Source organism: Peribacillus sp. GL_122, assembly GCF_057835005.1.
The window spans coordinates 5,714,314-5,732,303 of record NZ_CM174415.1 but is presented as its reverse complement, the minus strand read 5'-3'; the positions used below and the strand labels follow the sequence as shown (position 1 = coordinate 5,732,303).

General features: G+C 42.0%; 14 protein-coding genes. 9 read left to right on the top strand and 5 right to left on the bottom strand.

Going from position 1 to position 17,990, the window contains the following annotated elements; all coding sequences use genetic code 11:
- Positions 1–32: 32 nt before the first annotated feature.
- The 5 genes from pepT to AC3ISB_RS27940 all read right to left on the bottom strand — a co-directional run bounded on the left by pepT (position 33) and on the right by AC3ISB_RS27940 (position 6,697).
- Positions 33–1,268 (bottom strand): peptidase T, encoded by a 1,236-nt coding sequence (gene pepT / locus AC3ISB_RS27960; protein ID WP_377410191.1) that lies wholly within the window; start codon positions 1,266–1,268, stop codon positions 33–35.
- Positions 1,269–1,433: 165 nt separating this feature from the next.
- Positions 1,434–2,897 carry an alpha-amylase gene (locus tag AC3ISB_RS27955; RefSeq protein ID WP_489275238.1) on the bottom strand — a complete coding sequence of 488 codons (1,464 nt, stop codon included), beginning with the start codon at positions 2,895–2,897 and terminating at the stop codon, positions 1,434–1,436.
- 576 nt (positions 2,898–3,473) lie between these two features.
- Positions 3,474–5,213 (bottom strand): CotH kinase family protein, encoded by a 1,740-nt coding sequence (locus AC3ISB_RS27950; protein WP_489275236.1) that lies wholly within the window; start codon positions 5,211–5,213, stop codon positions 3,474–3,476.
- Positions 5,214–5,282: 69 nt separating this feature from the next.
- On the bottom strand, positions 5,283–5,978 hold the full coding sequence (locus tag AC3ISB_RS27945; RefSeq protein WP_098370301.1) for a DUF4956 domain-containing protein: 696 nt from the start codon (positions 5,976–5,978) through the stop codon (positions 5,283–5,285).
- A 35-nt stretch (positions 5,979–6,013) separates the two neighbouring features.
- A complete protein-coding gene (locus AC3ISB_RS27940) occupies positions 6,014–6,697 on the bottom strand; it encodes a polyphosphate polymerase domain-containing protein (protein ID WP_489275233.1) in 684 nt (227 codons plus the stop codon).
- Positions 6,698–6,954: 257 nt separating this feature from the next.
- On the opposite strand from AC3ISB_RS27940, the gene AC3ISB_RS27935 reads away from it, so the two are divergent.
- The 9 genes from AC3ISB_RS27935 to rbsD all read left to right on the top strand — a co-directional run bounded on the left by AC3ISB_RS27935 (position 6,955) and on the right by rbsD (position 17,986).
- Positions 6,955–8,307: an aspartate aminotransferase family protein gene (locus tag AC3ISB_RS27935; protein WP_098370299.1), complete on the top strand. Its 1,353-nt coding sequence runs from the start codon at positions 6,955–6,957 to the stop codon at positions 8,305–8,307.
- A gap of 7 nt (positions 8,308–8,314) precedes the next feature.
- A complete protein-coding gene (locus AC3ISB_RS27930) occupies positions 8,315–9,823 on the top strand; it encodes a pyridoxal phosphate-dependent decarboxylase family protein (RefSeq protein ID WP_480340098.1) in 1,509 nt (502 codons plus the stop codon).
- A gap of 2 nt (positions 9,824–9,825) precedes the next feature.
- The gene (locus AC3ISB_RS27925; RefSeq protein WP_480340099.1) at positions 9,826–11,628 is read left to right on the top strand and encodes an IucA/IucC family protein; all 1,803 of its coding nucleotides are present in this window, start codon (positions 9,826–9,828) and stop codon (positions 11,626–11,628) included.
- A complete protein-coding gene (locus tag AC3ISB_RS27920) occupies positions 11,618–12,202 on the top strand; it encodes a GNAT family N-acetyltransferase (RefSeq protein WP_260398160.1) in 585 nt (194 codons plus the stop codon). Before AC3ISB_RS27925 ends, AC3ISB_RS27920 begins: the two co-directional genes overlap by 11 nt.
- Positions 12,177–13,505: a lysine N(6)-hydroxylase/L-ornithine N(5)-oxygenase family protein gene (locus AC3ISB_RS27915; RefSeq protein ID WP_489275229.1), complete on the top strand. Its 1,329-nt coding sequence runs from the start codon at positions 12,177–12,179 to the stop codon at positions 13,503–13,505. Before AC3ISB_RS27920 ends, AC3ISB_RS27915 begins: the two co-directional genes overlap by 26 nt.
- 22 nt (positions 13,506–13,527) lie before the next feature.
- Complete coding sequence (locus AC3ISB_RS27910; RefSeq protein WP_489275228.1) at positions 13,528–15,339, top strand: IucA/IucC family protein; 1,812 nt, start codon at positions 13,528–13,530, stop codon at positions 15,337–15,339.
- Between the two features lie 390 nt (positions 15,340–15,729).
- Positions 15,730–16,716: a LacI family DNA-binding transcriptional regulator gene (locus tag AC3ISB_RS27905; RefSeq protein WP_098370295.1), complete on the top strand. Its 987-nt coding sequence runs from the start codon at positions 15,730–15,732 to the stop codon at positions 16,714–16,716.
- A complete protein-coding gene (gene rbsK / locus AC3ISB_RS27900) occupies positions 16,713–17,597 on the top strand; it encodes a ribokinase (protein ID WP_489275226.1) in 885 nt (294 codons plus the stop codon). Before AC3ISB_RS27905 ends, rbsK begins: the two co-directional genes overlap by 4 nt.
- Entirely contained in the window at positions 17,594–17,986 is a 393-nt protein-coding gene (rbsD, locus tag AC3ISB_RS27895; RefSeq protein ID WP_034316088.1) for a D-ribose pyranase, read from the top strand. Before rbsK ends, rbsD begins: the two co-directional genes overlap by 4 nt.
- Positions 17,987–17,990: the final 4 nt, after the last annotated feature.

Genomic DNA, 17,990 nt, shown 5'->3' with positions numbered 1-17,990 from the left:
GGGGTTTTTCAATAAAGACATTTCGTATCAAGCTACTTTGCTTTTTCTTCAAAAAGCGATGCAATGCCAACGATCACCTTAGTGGCCAGGATCATATTATCGACGGAAATAAATTCATATTTGCCATGGAAGTTCTCCCCGCCCGTAAAGATGTTGGGTGTTGGCAGGCCCATATACGATAATTGAGAACCGTCCGTACCACCGCGTATTGGCGAAATTTTTGGTTTTATATCGAGTTTCTCCATTGCTTCGTGGGCAATATCCACGATTTCCTTCACGGGCTCAATTTTTTCCTTCATGTTGAAGTATTGGTCGTGTAATTCAAGCTGGATACGGTTTTGCCCATATTTTTCTTTTAAATCTTCGATTACTTTTGTTATATATTCCTTGCGTTCATTGAATTTTTGGCGGTCGAAATCCCTGATGATATAAGAAAGCTTGGTCTCTTCCACATCACCGTGAAATGAAATCAGATGATAAAATCCTTCGTAATCTTCCGTATATTCCGGTGCTTCTGCCACTGGGAGTTTATTATGGAATTCCATGGCGATTTTGGCCGAGTTGACCATTTTTCCTTTAGCCGTACCAGGGTGAATATTCGTCCCTTTGATCAGGATTTTGGCCGATGCTGCATTGAAGCTCTCATATTCAAGTTCTCCAAGTGGTCCACCGTCCACGGTGTAGGCAAATTGGGCATCAAAAGCATCTACATCAAACTTATGGGGTCCCCTGCCGATTTCCTCATCGGGAGTAAAAGCAACACGGATTTTTCCATGCTTGATTTCCGGATGCTGGATCAAATAATCCATGGCAGTCATGATTTCAGCAATTCCAGCCTTATTATCTGCTCCCAACAGGGTTGTCCCATCCGTTGTAATCAAGGTATGCCCTATATAGTTCTTAAGCGAAGGAAAATCATCAGGTGAAAGAATGACATCCAATTTTTCATGTAAAGTAAGATCTTTGCCATCATAGTTGTCAATGACTTGCGGTTTTACATCTTTTCCAGTGAAATCTGTTGCTGTATCGACATGGGCCAAGAAACCGATTGTCGGGACATCCTTATTTGAATTGGCTGGCAATGTTGCCATGACATATCCGTTCTGATCAATTGTCACTTCCTTCATCCCAATGGATTGAAGTTCCTTGACCAATGCATTTGCCAAGGTCAACTGTCCGGGTGTAGAGGGGCATGATGGATTTTCCTCATTCGATTGGGTATCCACTTTCACATAAGAAGTGAATCTTTCAATGATTTCATTTTTCACTTTTCCTTCAACTCCTTTTGTCCCTTATCTTACCATGATTAATCGAAATGGAAAAATTATCTTTCCCTATGTGACATACAGACTTATTTCCAAATCTTCAAGGGTGGTGTCATCAGCAAAGAACAGCATATCCGCAAATGACATGCCGTTCTTTGCTTTGCCTTTTTAGAGTGGATTATTCAAGGCCCAAACCGATACGCTTTTCCCATGAACGGGAAAGGTCGCGAAACCATCTTCTTCAATGGTGATGTGGTCATCTCTATGACAAGTTAAATCACTCCAGATTTCACCGGCACGATGTTCACCGACGAACATCCTTTTTTCACTGTTGTGATCTCCATTCGAGATGATGACGGCGCAACCCGAGCCTTCTAGCTCTTCAACTCCGTGCCGGACCCAGCCTATCGTATTTGGATCATCAAAGTAGTCCGTCTGTTCCCCATAAGCTTTTTCATACCTAGCATATAAGAGGCGATCTAGAATGTCCTTTTTTCCAGGCACCGGAGAAGGCCCGCCAATTCCATAATAGTCTCCGTAAAAGACACATGGATAACCGCAAAGTCTAAGCAAGGTAAGTGCATATGCCGATGGTTTGAACCAGTCCTTTACCCAAGATTCCAGTGATTCATGAGGCTGGGAGTCATGGTTGTCGACAAAAGTGACGGCCTGTGCCGGATTGGTTTGGACGAGGGTATCATCAAAGATGGTTGAGAGGTCGAAGTCAGTTCCTGCGTTTGAGGCCTCATGAAATTTATAATGCAGGGAAACATCGAACAAGTTGAGGTCATGCTTGGTTTGCTCTAAGTAAGTTTGACAAGCTTTAACATCCGCCTTCCAAAATTCGCCGACCATGAAGAAATGTTCCTTTGTATAAGGAATGAGTTCTTGGAGAAATTCATTGATGAATTCATAATCGATATGTTTAACGGCGTCCAAACGAAAACCATCACACTTTAACGTATCAACCATCCATTTCCCCCAGCTAATCATTTCCTGACGAACTTCCGGCAGGCTGTAATCGATGTTGGCAAACATTAAATAATCATAGTTTCCGAATTCATCGATGACATGCTGATTCCAGTGCTTGTTTTCACCTGTGATTCGATATACACCCATTTTGTCGTTTTCGGCATCATAGTCTGTACCATTAAAATGAGTATAGTTCCACTTAAAATCAGAGTATTTATTTTTACGGCCTGGAAAATCGAATTTTGTCCAGCCTTCCATTTCAAATGGTTCTGAAATATCTTCCATACGGTTTTCTGGATTGACTTCAATCACTTCAAATTTTTCGGTTCCATCGGCTCCGGCTTTATGGTTCATGACTAAATCGATATAAACGCAAAGCCCGTAGTTATGACAGGTGGCTATTGCTTCCAGCAATTCATCTTTGGTCCCGTATTTGGTACGGACTGTTCCTTTTTGGTCAAATTCCCCCAAATCGTATCCGTCGTATATTCCATATCCATTATCCCCAACGGATTGCCCTTTCGTAACTGGCGGAAGCCAAACGCAGTCAATTCCTATATCCTTCAACTTGGAGGCTGCAAATTTCAATCTCTCCCAATGAGAACCATCTGCCTCAAGATGCCACTCAAAAAATTGCATCATCGTATGATTTCTTTTCATCCGTTTCCCCCCTGACACCGACACGTTTTTAACAAAAGTGAAACTGTACGATCGGATAAAGTAATAATGGAAATCTTTACCCCCTAAATTCAATTGATAAACAAGTGAACAACCCTCTTGATTGAGGTTCATTTACCTCTCTATTTTACTATTTTATACCAAATAAGGGTATTTTATATTAATTAGCAGTTAAAAATTAATCAAACGTGGAGGAATAACCCGGAAAATACCATGCGCCAATTCAATAAAAAAGGTATCCCGAATATTTTGGGATACCTCAGACTATAGATAATTCGAAGAAAAACGTTTGCCTACAGTTTTCTTTAAAAACTTCAAGGTGTTTTCAGAAATCCGCTTCCTTTCCGCCGACTGTCTGCCAAGCCTCCTCACGGCAAGCGCCTGCGGGATCTTTGCTGGCCAGTTATTCGGCAGGAGTGCCGCAAATTTCTTCAATCTAGTAGGGGTTTCAAAAAACAGTAAAAAAACATTAGTATACCCTAGTTAATCATGTTTAGGGATGGAACCATTCCTAACCCCCTTTTGCACCTTTTTCTAGAATGGAAGGGGGATAGTCTATTATCCTTTTTTACCTCTTCGTTTAAAGAAGTGGGCGAAAGCCATTGCCCCTAATAATAAGATTAGTAGCACGGAAGATAGAATGATCATATCTTTGGAGGAGCTAATGTTACTTGCCCCCTTTTGGCCCATGTTCCCGTTTATACCTGGAGGTGCACCATTCCCGCCGCGTTCCATGTCAGGGGGCCGCATGGCAGCCCCATTCTCGCCGCCGCCCATGTTTGGTGGTTGCTGGCCTGCATTTGCGTCATCGCCCATATTAGGAGCTCCGCCGCCCATACCGCTTTCTGTCTCGGCTTCCACAACCAGGTCTCCAGAAAGCTGCGCCAAGATGGATTCAGCACGTTGGACAGCGAAGTCAACCAGGGTTTCCTCGCCTGACGTTGCTTCTGTATACTCGTCCATTGTATAAAACTTGGTCGGATCCTTTTTCACATATGGTGTGATTAATGTGGAAATTTCAGTGGTCATTGCTGTCATATTTTCTTCAGAGAAAAAATCTGTAGCAATGTCGTCCAGATAATCATAATATTTTTCACGATACCCGTCGTTGGAAAGCAGGGCATTCAATAAAGGGCGATCTTCAAGGGCCGTACCTGAAACAGGCTCGGTAATGCTGAAGTTGATATTATTTTCATTCATGAAATTCGAACTCATATCCATCATTCCGCCACCGTTCATATTCGGTGCTTCCCCAAGGAGTTCCGTGTCAGCCTGCTTATCAGCATCGTCGTTACTCTCAGCCGTCGCTCCATTTTTTTGGTCAGCGGTCACTTCATTTTTATTTTCTTGATCGGATGCGCCCGCCTGTCGCCCGCCGCCTCCGGAAAAGCCTCCAAATGACATATTATAGTCCCAGGGAAGCATGGAAAAGATTCCATTCTCTTCATATAGATAGTAGTTATGCTTTAATGTGCCTTGATAATGATCGAGGTTGACGAGGGCCGTATTTGCTGCAAAGTAGCGTAATGTTTCATCTACATCCAAGACTTCTTCCAAATCCCCGCCATTATTGATAGCATCAAGCATCTTGATCATGGCAGATTGATCAGAATTTTCATTTGTTTTTAAGTTCAACCCTGTATAATCATCAATATCATCACTAATCCATTTTAAATCACTTCCGGTGCCATCAGGATAATAAAGGTCACCGTTGCCAGATGGAAAGTTATTATTCAAAAATGTTTCATTAATAGATTCAACGCCTAAATACAAGCCCCATTCTTTTCCGTTGATGGTCACGTACATATAGGAATGTCCGGGAGTTGCTATGCCCATCTTTTCCATAAGCTCATATGAAAGGTACTCCCTCATATACGTGGGATCACTATAATTATTATTTAAATCGAATTCTTTCAGGCCGTGTAAATTTTGATCTGTCTGATAGTAATTAAAATCTATATTCCAGCTGTAGCGTTCCGAATCTTCCATTTGGACAACAGAGTTTAAGGAAAGGTTCCCTTTGGTTCGAAACCCTACATTTTCAACTTTTTCCCCATTAATGGTCACATCGGATGCAACAACTTCCTTTTCGGAGGGGTTATCCAGGATGGATTCCAAATCCTCATCAGCCAATGTTATATCCACGGTTGTCACCTTACTTTGGTCAAAAACAGATTCTGTATAAGTATTTCCTTTAGTAGCTTTTTCAACTTGAAAATTGGGAAGGAAAAACATCACTGCTATAAAAATTATTATCAATAATCCACTGGTCGCTACAACATATCTTGTTTTTAACATGTCAAGGCTCCTTCCTCCTGTTGTCTTATATAGAGGGGTGGGCATGGATTTTTATGTCCGCCATCTATCTTAAGCTGTGAAGTTGCCATCATAACTTAACATGATGGCAGAGTGAACGCTGTTCATGTCCTTGACTTGATTTATGAATTCCGCATTATTATCTTTTAATCGAATTTCATATGTCACTTCGAGGTTATTATCCGCCATGACGGATTTCGATTTGACGGAATGCTTTTTCACCTTGTTGGATATCATTTCTTCTAACGTTTTTTCAATTGATGCATCTGAATATTTAACGATTAATAAAAATGGATTTTCAACAGTGATCCGATTGGCAAATATGAGCATCACGATACCTATTAAAATAGCACCTATGATAACCAGCGGAATTAGTCCTGCCCCGCATAAAATCCCGGATGCCGCTGCCCAGAATAGGAAGACCAAGTCCATGGGATCTTTGATGGGCGTTCTGAATCGTACGATGGAGAGGGCACCGACCATACCAAGGGAGATAACGATATTAGTTGATATGCCCATGATGATCAAGGCCGTGGCCATTGTCATTACGATGAGGGATATATTGAAATTGTGTGAGTACATCACACCGGAAAAGGTCTTCTTATAAATGACGTAAATGAACAATCCGATGGCAAATGCCAACAGTAATCCAATTAGGGAGTCAATGATTGAAAAACTCTCAGTCTTGTCCAAAAAGCTTGATTTGAAAATATCATTAAAAGTGGTGTTGGTTGTCGTCGTATCCATTTTCTATTCCTCCAAATTTTATGTGTTTGTTGCAATCAGCCGAATCTTCTGCTTAGTTGGTATTTTGAAAAAGCTGTTTTTCTAGTATCGATGATGGATAACAATTGTTTGATGATATCCGGAAGAAATTCGTCAAACTTTATTTCCAGGATTACATAATCTGGGTCTAAAGCATCGACCACGATTAATTCGGGATTCAGGAAATCCGTATTCCGATAGCTCGTTTTCACATTACTGTCAAAGGTGACCCGCACATTTCCGTACTCATAGATGAATACCTCCCTTTCATAGTCAACGACGGTTGTAGGCTTGATTTGGAAAAGGGTCATTTGAATGTATAAGTCCCTGAGGATATCCCTTGAATCCTCGGACATCCAATCTATATCCCCTGAACGAATCCGTTCGTATTCTCTAGCAGAAAGCCTGCACTTCTGTTTATAGGTAAGGTTATTCCGCTTACTCTTTTTTTCTAGATTGATGAAATTCGCATTATGATCATAAAGTCTAGCCCTGAACTTATCCCTGTGATAGAACCCCTCTGTTTTTTGCCGCAGGATTTTATTGTAAAAGTTGTCGAAATAAACACTTCGAATTAAATATTTCCCATCAAGCCCATGGGGATCAAGCTTCATGAAGTTTTGCAGATTTTTTCTTAATAAATGACAATCCGCTTTGGTGATTGCATGTTTGAGTTCCCGCCTTCCCTTTAAACCGTTCATTGTCGTTCCTCCTTTTCCATGATTTTTGACTGCGTTCAGCTTATAAATGGAATCTTAATAAAACCTTAAGAGCATTTTTTATATTCAATAGATAAATAGAGAATAGGCCCCAGTTTTAACCTTTTCTTAATTTTATTGGAATTTAATAGCAGAAAAATGAGTGAATTTACTCATTGAGAATAATTATCATTATCAGTAAAATGAATTTCATGATAATGATAATTATTCTCAATTAATTCAATACATGGAGGTTCACTATGGTAACGAACACGCTTACAAAAAATGATCAACTTTTGGAACAACAAAATACAAGGGAATCAAATGCGCGATCATATCCTAGAAGATTACCCATGGCGATCGATCAAGCGGAGGGAATTTACTTAACAGACATGGATGGAAAACGATATATTGATTTTCTTGCGGGGGCTGGAACATTAGCGCTTGGACACAATCATCCGGCAGTGCTTGAAGCAATGGAAAAAATTCTTAAGGACAAGCGTCCTTTGCATACATTGGACTTTACAACGCCGATCAAAGAGCAGTTCGTCGATGAAATTTTTGAATGCCTGCCTGAGGAATTCAGGAAAAATGCAAAAATTCAATTCTGTGGTCCTACTGGCGGAGACGCCATTGAGGCAGCACTTAAACTAGTAAAAACAGCGACAGGCAATAGAAGCATTTTATCCTTCCAAGGAGCTTACCACGGGGCAACGCATGCAACCATGTCAATCAGCGGCAATACAAAACCAAAGGAAAAAATACAAGGGTTAATCCCAGATGTACAATTCCTGCCGTATCCTTACCAATATCGCTGTCCTTTTGGAATAGGCGGAGAAGAAAGCCATAAAATCAGCAGCCAGTATATCGAAAATCTATTGAACGATCCTGAATCCGGATTATTGCCGCCAGCAGGAATGATTTTAGAGGCAGTACAAGGTGAGGGAGGCTCCATTCCAGCTCCAATTCCATGGCTTAAGGAAATCAGGAGAATAACGAAAGAGAAGGGCATTCCGCTAATTATCGACGAAGTTCAATCAGGTATCGGCCGTACAGGGAAAATGTTTGCCTTTGAACATGCAGGAATCGTTCCGGATGTTCTTGTACTATCCAAAGCAATAGGCGGAAGTCTTCCATTATCGGTGGTGATTTATAACAAAGAGCTTGACCTATGGTCACCAGGTGCACATATCGGTACGTTCCGCGGAAATCAAATGGCAATGGCAGCAGGAACGGCTACTTTAAAATACATGAAAGAGACGAATCTTGTGGAGCATGCCGCTAAAATGGGAGAAATATTAAAGGATATTCTTAAAGATTTGCAAAAAGATATTAAGCAGATCGGTGATGTCAGGGGCCGGGGATTAATGGTCGGTGTGGAAATGATCAATCATGAAGAACCGCAAAATGCGAATGGAAGCCATCCTGCTAATTCGCAACTTGCCAGTGCCATTCAACAGGAATGCTTTCAAAGAGGGTTGATTCTGGAGGTTGGCGGCAGACATGGAAGTGTTGTGAGGTTCTTGCCTCCATTGATCGTAACGGAATCCCAGCTTCGCGAAGCCACTGCAATTTTTGAACAAGCTGTTCGTGCAGCTGTTGCAAGAGGGTGAATGATCAATGATCGAAATGATAAATAAAACGGATTTTGCTTATTCTCGATTGTTCTTGAATAACGAAGAAGGTTTCAATAACTACAGCCAGTCATTAAAAATCATTGAAAAAAAGCTGACGGACTTTTTAAAGGGGAACGATTCACCATACTCTGGGAAAAAACCGTATGAAATCGAGGCAAGATTAAACGAGCTGTCCATTGCTTCTCTAAAAGGGAAGACAATGGAAGCAGTAGCGGATGAGCTGGAAGAGTTTGTTATTAACGACAGCATCAATGTACACAGCCCTACTTGTATAGGACATTTGCATTGCCCGACATTAATACCTGCCGTGGCTGCCGAAATGATTATAGGTACGTTGAATCAATCCATGGATTCATGGGACCAAAGCTCGGCGGCCACCTTCGTTGAAGAGCGTTTAATAGATTGGCTGTGCAGCCAGGTGGGGTTACCTGAACAAGCGGATGGGATTTTCACAAGCGGTGGAACCCAATCTAATTATATGGGACTGCTATTGGCGAGGGACGCTTATTGTAAGCGTTTCTGGGGTGTAGATGTTCAGCAGCAAGGTTTGCCAGCCGAGGCGAAAAAGTTGCGGATCTTATGCTCCGAGGCTGCCCACTTTACGGTCCGTAAATCAGCGGCACAGCTGGGGCTTGGTGAACAGGCTGTAGTCACGATTAAAACGGATTCAAATCACCGTCTGTCCATAGATGAATTAAATCATCAAATGTCGATTTTAGAGGAACAGGGTTTACTGCCATTTGCCATTGTTGCAACTTGTGGAACAACGGATTTCGGTTCAATCGATCCATTACACGAATTGTCCGAAGCTGCAAGGAAAAATGGGATATGGCTGCATGTGGACGCCGCATATGGAGGCGCGATGATTTTAAGTAAGGATTACAAAGAGTTAATCAGCGGAATTGAACGGGCCGACTCGATTACGGTTGATTTTCACAAATTATTCTATCAACCCATCAGTTGTGGTGCTTTTCTTGTCTCTGACAGCAACTCATTTCAATATATCCAGCATCACGCCGATTACTTGAATCCTCAGGAAGATGAAGCCGAGGGCATGGTTCATTTAGTCAATAAATCGGTTCAAACGACGAGAAGGTTCGACGCATTGAAACTCTGGATGTCATTGAAGGTCGTTGGACTGGATACCTTTGCCGAAATGATCGACTATACTTGTCATCTTGCACGTGAAGTGGCAGCGAAGATAAATAAGGAGGAAGGATTCACAGTATTAAATAAAGAACCTGAATTGAATGCGGTTGTATTCCGTTATAATCCCGAGGGAGAAAGTGATCAGTTAGTAAATCTATTAAATAAACAGATTCAGCAAGAATTACTGAAAAGCGGACGGGCATTTTTAGCAAAAACGCGTTTTGACGGACAGGTATATTTAAAAATGACACTATTGAATCCAATGACAAGCCTTGAACACATAGAGGGAATTTTAGACGAAATCCGAGTATTAGGTGAAATGTTCAAGATAATGGAGGAATGAAGATGAATGGTAAGCAAATAGCTGAAAGGGTGACAATGCAAAGCTTTCTGAATTGTTATTTCCGGGAAACCGGAAATTACAGTTTAGAAGAAACGAAAAACTGGCCGAATTTGGATGGGTCCATTCCGGATTCATTAGTAGTCAGTAAGCTCATGTCCCAAGATATTGCATTGCTTGTTCCGCTTAAATATTGGTCGGAAACGGGGCGTCATATTTTCAACTTCCCGATTTACTATCAAACGGCATCCAAACAAGTACATGAATTAGATTACGTGACAATGGTCTCGATCGTTTCTAAAGAATTATTGAATGAGCAGGGCCGGACGGATAGTGAAGATGAATTGATGCTGCGTGTCATCCTAAGCAGCCAAAATATTCAACGGTATGTTGAAGCAAGGACCGAAGACATTGATGCACTTCAAAGTCCTGATTTCACCTACATCGAAGCAGAGCAGTCACTTTTATTCGGGCACCTGTTCCACCCGACACCGAAAAGCAAGCAGGGCATTTCAGAAAAAGAGGAATGGATCTATTCACCCGAATTAAAAGGGGAGTTTCAGCTGCACTACTTCCTGGCAGAACCTTCGATTGTCATCCAGGATTCCAGTGATGTCCGATCGGCAAGTGAGATCATTAAACAGGAATTAGCCGGTGACTTGGAGATTTCCAGTGAATTCAGAGGAACGTATTGCCAACAGGAAAGCAAATTTATCATCATCCCGGCACACCCGCTCCAGGCAAAAGTACTTATCGAAAAAGAAGAGGTCAAGAGGCTGATCGAGCAAGGGTCACTAGTTTATGCTGGACCGCTTGGGAAAAAATTCACGGCCACCTCTTCATTTAGAACGGTATATAGTGCCACATCAAGATATATGTACAAATTTTCGGTTCCGGTTAAAATCACGAATTCCTTACGTGCAAATCTGCAAAAAGAATTAGATCGTGGTGTGGAAATTGCTAAATTAATAGATTCTAAAGTGGGCGACGATTTAAAAGAACGGCACCCCTCCTTCCGTATCATCAAGGACCCTGCTTACCTAACGATCAAAACAAGCGAGCAAGATTCGGGATTCGATGTTGATATCCGGGAAAACCCTTTTTATGAAAACAATAAACAAGCAAGCCTGATTGCCGGCTTATGTCAGGATAATGCCTATGGTGCACCATCAAGGCTTGGAGCGATCATCCGCAAATTATCAACTGAAGAAAACCGCAGTACCGAAGAAGTAAGTAAGGATTGGTTCAAAACCTATCTGTCAATGACATTAAAACCGATGCTTTGGCTTTTTGAAGAGTATGGAATTGTTTTGGAAGCCCATCAACAAAATTCCATCATTCAACTTCAAGATGGTTATCCAGCCACTTTTTATTATCGTGATAATCAAGGGTATTACTATTGTGAATCCAAAGTGGACAGGCTGCTGAAGATCTTGCCTGAACTAAGTGAAAAAAGCTTCACGATTTGTTCTGATGAAGTCGCTGAAGAAAGACTGCAATACTATTTCTTTTTTAATCACTTATTAGGCTTAATCAATAATTTTGGTACGGAAGGATTAGTATCAGAGAACAAACTGTTACAGCTCGTTCAGGAACAACTGGATACATGCAGCAGGGAAAGCGAAGATGAGGGTGTGAATCGAGTTGTTTCAAAGTTGCTTCATGCCCGGGAATTATCGTGTAAGGCTAATTTACTGACACGATTCCATGATATGGATGAGCTTGTGGGTTCACTTGAGACACAATCCGTTTATACAACGATTGATAATCCGTTCGCGCAGGGGGTTATGGCCGTCCATGAAAAATAGCTATGAAGAAATGCTGAAGGAACGTAATCAACAGCTTTCATTTGTCAAAGTTGAATTTGAGAGGGATTTGGATACATTGCATAAATGGATGCATGAAGATCATGTGATTCCCTACTGGAATTTGAATTTCACAAAAGAAAAATTCGCCGTTCATTTAAAAAAGGCATTGGCTGATACACACCAAACACTCTATTTAGGCTGTCTGGACTCCATTCCCATGAGCTATTGGGAATCGTATTGGGTAAAAGGCGATATCATCGAAGATTATTACGAATCCGAAGAGGGAGATCAAGGCATTCATTTACTCATAGGTGATCCGGATTATCTAGGAAAAGGACTGGCTTTGCCGTTTTTACGTGCAATGGTGAAATACCAACTGCTTTCTGCGAAAACAAAAAAAGTGATGGCTGAACCGGATATTCGAAATGCAAAGATGATTTACTTATTTGAAAAGTGCGGGTTTACCCCAATTAAAGAAATTGAGCTCCCTGATAAAACAGCATTACTTATGTCATGTACACGGGAGAACTTCGAGAGGAAGTGGAAGTATGGAGAAGCAACAATCTATCTATGACCTGGTAGGGATAGGGATAGGACCCTTTAACCTTGGACTTGCGGCCCTTTTGGAGAAAACCCCGGAGCTGAATGCCGTCTTTTTTGAGAAAAAGCGGGAATTTAATTGGCATGAAGGGATGCTGTTGGAAGGGACAACTTTGCAGGTACCTTTCTTTGCCGATCTAGTTAGCATGGCAGATGTGACAAGCCCATATAGTTACCTGAATTATTTACAGCAGCATGATCGGCTTTATCATTTCTACTTTCTTGAAAAATTCTTGATTCCACGAAAAGAATATAACGACTATTGCCGCTGGACTGCCCATCAACTTGATAGCTGCCGTTTTGGAAAAGCAGTGGAGGCGGTTGAATATATAGGGGATCAAGGTGAACCCTGCTATCAAATCAGTGTAAGGGATGCACAAACACAAAAGATCGAAGTCTTTTATAGCCGTCATATAGTCATGGGAATTGGCAGCGCCCCGACTGTTCCATCGGCCTTTCATCCATATATGGGAGAGAGCATCCTGCATTCGGCCGACTATTTACGGAATAAAGAAAATGTCTTAAAGAAAAACTCCGTAACGGTTGTCGGGTCTGGACAGAGTGCAGCAGAGGTTTTTCTGGATCTGCTTAATGAGCAGGAGGAAAATGGCTACCAGCTAAACTGGTATACAAGATCCAAGGGGTTTTTCCCTATGGAATATTCAAAACTCGGGTTGGAATACTTCACTCCGGATTACCTTGATTTCTTTTATCGGCTGCCACAGGAAAAGAAGGATGAAATCCTTCCGAAACAGGATTTATTGTATAAAGGGATCAGTGCTACGACAATTGCAGCAATTTTTGACAAGATGTATGAAAAATCGATTGGAAATGCCGAACTTTCCATTGAACTTCGGGCCATGACGGAAGTTGCGGCAGTTACCCCCGCCGAAAATGGCTGGAGATTGAAATGCCGCCAGTGGGTAGAAGATAGCGAATTTGATGTGGACACAGAGGCGATCGTTTTTGGAACGGGCTATAAATCAACCCTTCCGGCATTCCTTGAAACCATGGAGGACCATTTAGTCCGCGATGATTTGGGGCGTCTTACAATAACGAAAGACTATCGGGTAGGAACGGCCATCCCTACACCAAATCACCTTTTCATTCAAAATGGCGAGATACATACACATGGTGTGGGTGCTCCGGATTTAGGCTTAGGGGCATTCCGAAATTCGATTATCATCAATCAATTGGCAGGTAAAGAAGTTTATCCATCCGAGCCAAAGGGTGCATTTCAGTCATTCCGTGTAAAAACACCCATCATGGCTTACTAAGAGAAAGGAAGGGGAGAATTATATGCAGTTCATAAATGAAGTGGAACAGGCGGTTTCAGAAAACAATTGGTCGATAGTAAACCAAAACCTGCTGGCAAAGATGATTTCTGAGTATATGTATGAAGATATGATCCATCCAGCTGTTCTGAACGAAAATGCAGCGGGAAACCTATATGAGTTAAAGATAAATGAGGGGAAATCTTATCAATTTTTGGCATCGCCCCGTCTTTTTGACAGCTACGAAGTACAGGCCGAGTCGATCCAGGTATGTGAAAAGGAAGGCTTTACACAGGCCAATGATGCCATTCAATTCATTTTAGACATCCAGCCATTAATTGGGATGACTGCAGAAACAACAGGACATTTAATCAAAGAATTCCATCATACGCTGCTTGCGGATCTCCAATTGCTATCCAAACCTGAACAAGATGCAGATGATTTAGTCGAACTGGATTATGCATTACTTGAAGGTGAAATGAGCGGTCACCCTTGGATTGCTTATAACAAGGGAAGAATCGGTTTCGGTTATGATGATTATTTGAAGTTCGCTCCAGAAAACCAGAAGGAAGTTCAGTTATCTTGGATTGCCGTCCATAAAACGAGGGGTGAGTTCAATTCAGTCGAAACGTTATCCTATAAGCAATTGATGGAGAATGAACTGGATGGGGAAACCCAAAAATCTTTTGCAAAGATATTGACGGAAAAAGGGCTGAACGCAGAAAGCTATTACTACCTCCCAGTCCATGAATGGCAGTGGAAGAATGTAATCATCCAGAACTTTACCGATGACTTGGCCAAAGGGCTGATCGTAGCTTTGGGAAATGGTCCTGATAAGTATCTGCCGCAACAATCCATCCGGACATTTGTTAATGTATCGAGTAAGGATAAACACCACGTCAAGCTGCCGATGAGCATTTTAAATACGCTGGTCTACCGTGGATTGCCAGCTGAACGCACGGTCATTGCCCCAAAAATCACAACGTATATAAAGAACATTTATGAAAATGATTCATTCTTGAAAGAACAATGCAAAGTAGTGCTTCCTGGTGAAGTCGCCAGTTTAAATGTTGATCACCCGTATTATTCCAAATTAGAGAATGTACCCTATCAATATTTAGAGATGCTGGGTGGAATTTGGAGAGAAAGCATATACAGTTATATGGAAGATGGCGAAAAGCCCATTACGCTTGCGTCCCTTTTACATGTGGACAGCAAAGGGAAACCATATGTAGAAAGCCTTATTGAAAAATCGGGATTGACTGCAGAAGCCTGGACAGCTCAATTATTCGACGTCATCCTATCACCATTACTACATTTTATCTATCAATATGGATTGGTCTTCTCGCCGCATGGTCAAAATACCATTTTAGTTTTGAAGGATTACAAGCCTCACCGTTTGGCCATCAAGGATTTTGTAGATGATGTGAACGTCAGTGATCAGCCGCTTCCTGAATTAAGCAGCCTTCCTGATGATTTAAGGAAAGTGCTAAGAAGTGAGACTCCCGAGGGGCTGGTTCAATTCATTTTCACGGGACTATTCATCTGTCATTTCCGATACTTGTCAACCCTTTTGATGAAGAGGTCCCTTTTGGATGAGAATGCTTTTTGGGAAGGCGTCGCTCAAACAATCCTTACACATCAGAAAAGGTTCCCTATGTTACAGGATCGTTTCGATACATTCAATTTCTTTGCGCCAAAATTAACGAAACTCTGCCTGAATAGAAATCGGATGCTTCAATATGGTTATAGCGATGGTGAAGATCGCCCGCATGCATCTGAGTTTGGGCATGTGAATAATGCCCTTTATGAAAAGTTACCTGCAAAAACGCTATAAAGTTAAACTGGCTCAGACTTTTGGGCCAGTTTCAGACAGTAGACAAACTCGTTGAAAATCGAGTTTGTCTACTGTTTTTTTTATGGCTTTTACAATTAGACCGTTGATTTACGCTCCAGGCACTCGCTTTCCGCGGGCGGTCAGGGAGCCTCCTCGGCTTGCGCCTGCGGGGTCTCCCCTAGACGCGCTTTTCCCGCAGGAGTCTCGTACACCCGTTCCAATCATCTTTGTTAAAAAGTTTATAGAGCGTTAATAGTTAACAAAAGGATTATTTTATCCTTTTTGGTCCAAATTTCTCAAAAATTATCTTTGGAATAGGGCTTGCCGTTCATATAAATTGGTGATAAGCTATTGTGTAAACGGTTACACAAAATTATTGAGGGTGATATATTGGCAACGATTCGGGATGTGGCAAAGGAAGCTGGGGTTTCTGTGGCAACGGTTTCCAGAGTTATGAATGGCAGTGGTTATGCACATGAGGACACAAAAAAGGCGGTCATGGCAGCTGTTGAAAAATTAAATTATAAACCGAATGAAGTAGCAAGATCCCTCTACAAACGGAAATCCAAATTGGTTGGTTTGATTTTGCCGGACATTACGAACCCCTTCTTCCCGGAAATGGCAAGAGGTGTAGAGGATTATCTGCAGCAATTTGGATATCGGTTAATTTTTGGAAATAGCGATGAAAAGAGAGATAAAGAAATAGAATATATTGATACGTTTCTGCAAAATAATGTAGTGGGCATGATTGCTTCAACTAGTGAAGAGGCCAATGAAAATTTCGATAACCTGGAAATTCCAGTTGTCCTTCTCGACCGTACAGCAGAGAAATTACCAGCTGTTTATTCCGATCAAAAGACAGGCGGTAAGCTAGCAGCACGCGTATTGCTGGATAGAGGCAGTACGAATATCGTCCTCATTAGGGGGCCAGTCGAAATAAAGCCTGTATATGAACGGTACATGGCAGCACTGGAGGAATTGAAACAAGCAAAAGTGAACGTGCAAGTCATGGATTCATCCCTAACACTTCAGGGCGGCCAAACTTGCGTGAAGCAGCTGTTCGAGCAATATCCGGAAACGGATGGAATTATTGCTTGTAATGATATTGTTGCAGCTGCCGCACTTCAAGAGATTTTAAAACGGGGAATACGGATACCGGAAGACATACAATTGATCGGCTATGATGATATCTCCTTCACGGCGTTATTGCACCCACCGTTATCGACAATTCGGCAGCCAGCCTATGAGATGGGGGCACAAGCGGCGGAAATGCTAATTAAAAAGATCAATCAAGAAAAAATGGAAGTAACACATAAAAAGCTCCCTGTTTCTTTTGTGGAGAGACAAACAACGAGAAGGAAGGCGGAGAAGACATGATAAGAATTGCAGTAGTGGGAAGTTCTTCAATGGATTTAGTGGTGACATCAGCTAAGCGGCCAATGGCCGGGGAAACGGTTTTAGGAGAGTCATTTATCACGGTTCCTGGAGGAAAGGGAGCTAATCAGGCTGTTGCAGCGGCACGTCTTGGTGCAGAAGTGTCAATGGTTGGATGTGTAGGGGATGATGTCTATGGAGAGATCATCTTGGAAAACCTGAAAAAAAATCATGTAAATACGGAGTATGTGGAACCGGTTACAGGTTCTGCTTCCGGGACAGCACACATTACCCTTTCGGAAGGTGATAACAGCATTATTGTCGTAAAAGGTGCGAATGATTTCATTACTCCCGAATATGTACAAAAGGCGAAAAAAGTGATAGAGGAATCGGACATCGTGATGGTTCAGCAGGAAATACCTGAGGAAACCGTGGAATATCTGGCTGAATTGTGCAACACGCTTCAAAAGAGATTACTATTGAACCCAGCTCCTGCCCGCAAGCTAAGCGAGGCTGTCATTCAACAGGCATCATTCCTTACACCGAATGAACATGAATTCGAGATACTATTCAATGGGAGAGATAGAACGAAAGTCTTGACTGAGTATCCAAATAAATTATTCATTACCGAAGGAAAAAATGGCGTCCGTTATTTTGACGGACATGAAGAAAAGGTCGTTCCAAGCTTTGTCGTGGAAGCGGTGGATACAACAGGCGCAGGGGATACATTCAATGCTGCCTTTGCCGTGGCTGTTGCAGAAGGAAAAAGTTTTGACGAATGTTTGTTATTCGCGAACCGGGCAGCCTCCATTTCCGTGACGAAGTTAGGCGCCCAAGGTGGCATGCCGCAAAGGTTAGAGGTCGAGAGGGGCTTTGAAGCATGAAACGTCAAGGAATCATCAATAGTTCAATAGCCAAGGTCCTGGTTGACCTTGGTCATACCGATTATATTGTCGTAGGTGATGCCGGGCTTCCGGTGCCACCGGGAGTTTGCAAGATAGATTTAGCATTGACGCCTGGAACACCATCATTTCAAGATGTCGTCCGGGCGGTTCACGAAGATATGGTTGTTGAAAAAGTTATCGCTGCCACAGAAGTGAAGGTTAAAAACCCGGAACAGCATCAATACATGGAGCAGCAATTCGGAGCAGCGATTGAATATGTTTCCCATGAGGATTTTAAAAGGCTGACAAGTAATGCGAAAGCAATAATCCGGACCGGGGAGACGACGCCATATTCAAATTGCATATTGCAGTCTGGAGTATTCTTTTAAAGAA

What these genes read in the sequence shown, in the direction of transcription:
- AC3ISB_RS27955 (WP_489275238.1), bottom strand. Translation starts at nt 2,897, where the DNA reads ATGAAAAGAAATCATACGATGATGCAATTTTTTGAGTGGCATCTTGAG.
- AC3ISB_RS27950 (WP_489275236.1), bottom strand. Translation starts at nt 5,213, where the DNA reads ATGTTAAAAACAAGATATGTTGTAGCGACCAGTGGATTATTGATAATA.
- AC3ISB_RS27945 (WP_098370301.1), bottom strand. Translation starts at nt 5,978, where the DNA reads ATGGATACGACGACAACCAACACCACTTTTAATGATATTTTCAAATCA.
- AC3ISB_RS27940 (WP_489275233.1), bottom strand. Translation starts at nt 6,697, where the DNA reads ATGAACGGTTTAAAGGGAAGGCGGGAACTCAAACATGCAATCACCAAA.
- AC3ISB_RS27935 (WP_098370299.1), top strand. Translation starts at nt 6,955, where the DNA reads ATGGTAACGAACACGCTTACAAAAAATGATCAACTTTTGGAACAACAA.
- AC3ISB_RS27930 (WP_480340098.1), top strand. Translation starts at nt 8,315, where the DNA reads ATGATCGAAATGATAAATAAAACGGATTTTGCTTATTCTCGATTGTTC.
- AC3ISB_RS27925 (WP_480340099.1), top strand. Translation starts at nt 9,826, where the DNA reads ATGAATGGTAAGCAAATAGCTGAAAGGGTGACAATGCAAAGCTTTCTG.
- AC3ISB_RS27920 (WP_260398160.1), top strand. Translation starts at nt 11,618, where the DNA reads ATGAAAAATAGCTATGAAGAAATGCTGAAGGAACGTAATCAACAGCTT.
- AC3ISB_RS27915 (WP_489275229.1), top strand. Translation starts at nt 12,177, where the DNA reads ATGGAGAAGCAACAATCTATCTATGACCTGGTAGGGATAGGGATAGGA.
- AC3ISB_RS27910 (WP_489275228.1), top strand. Translation starts at nt 13,528, where the DNA reads ATGCAGTTCATAAATGAAGTGGAACAGGCGGTTTCAGAAAACAATTGG.
- rbsK (WP_489275226.1), top strand. Translation starts at nt 16,713, where the DNA reads ATGATAAGAATTGCAGTAGTGGGAAGTTCTTCAATGGATTTAGTGGTG.
- rbsD (WP_034316088.1), top strand. Translation starts at nt 17,594, where the DNA reads ATGAAACGTCAAGGAATCATCAATAGTTCAATAGCCAAGGTCCTGGTT.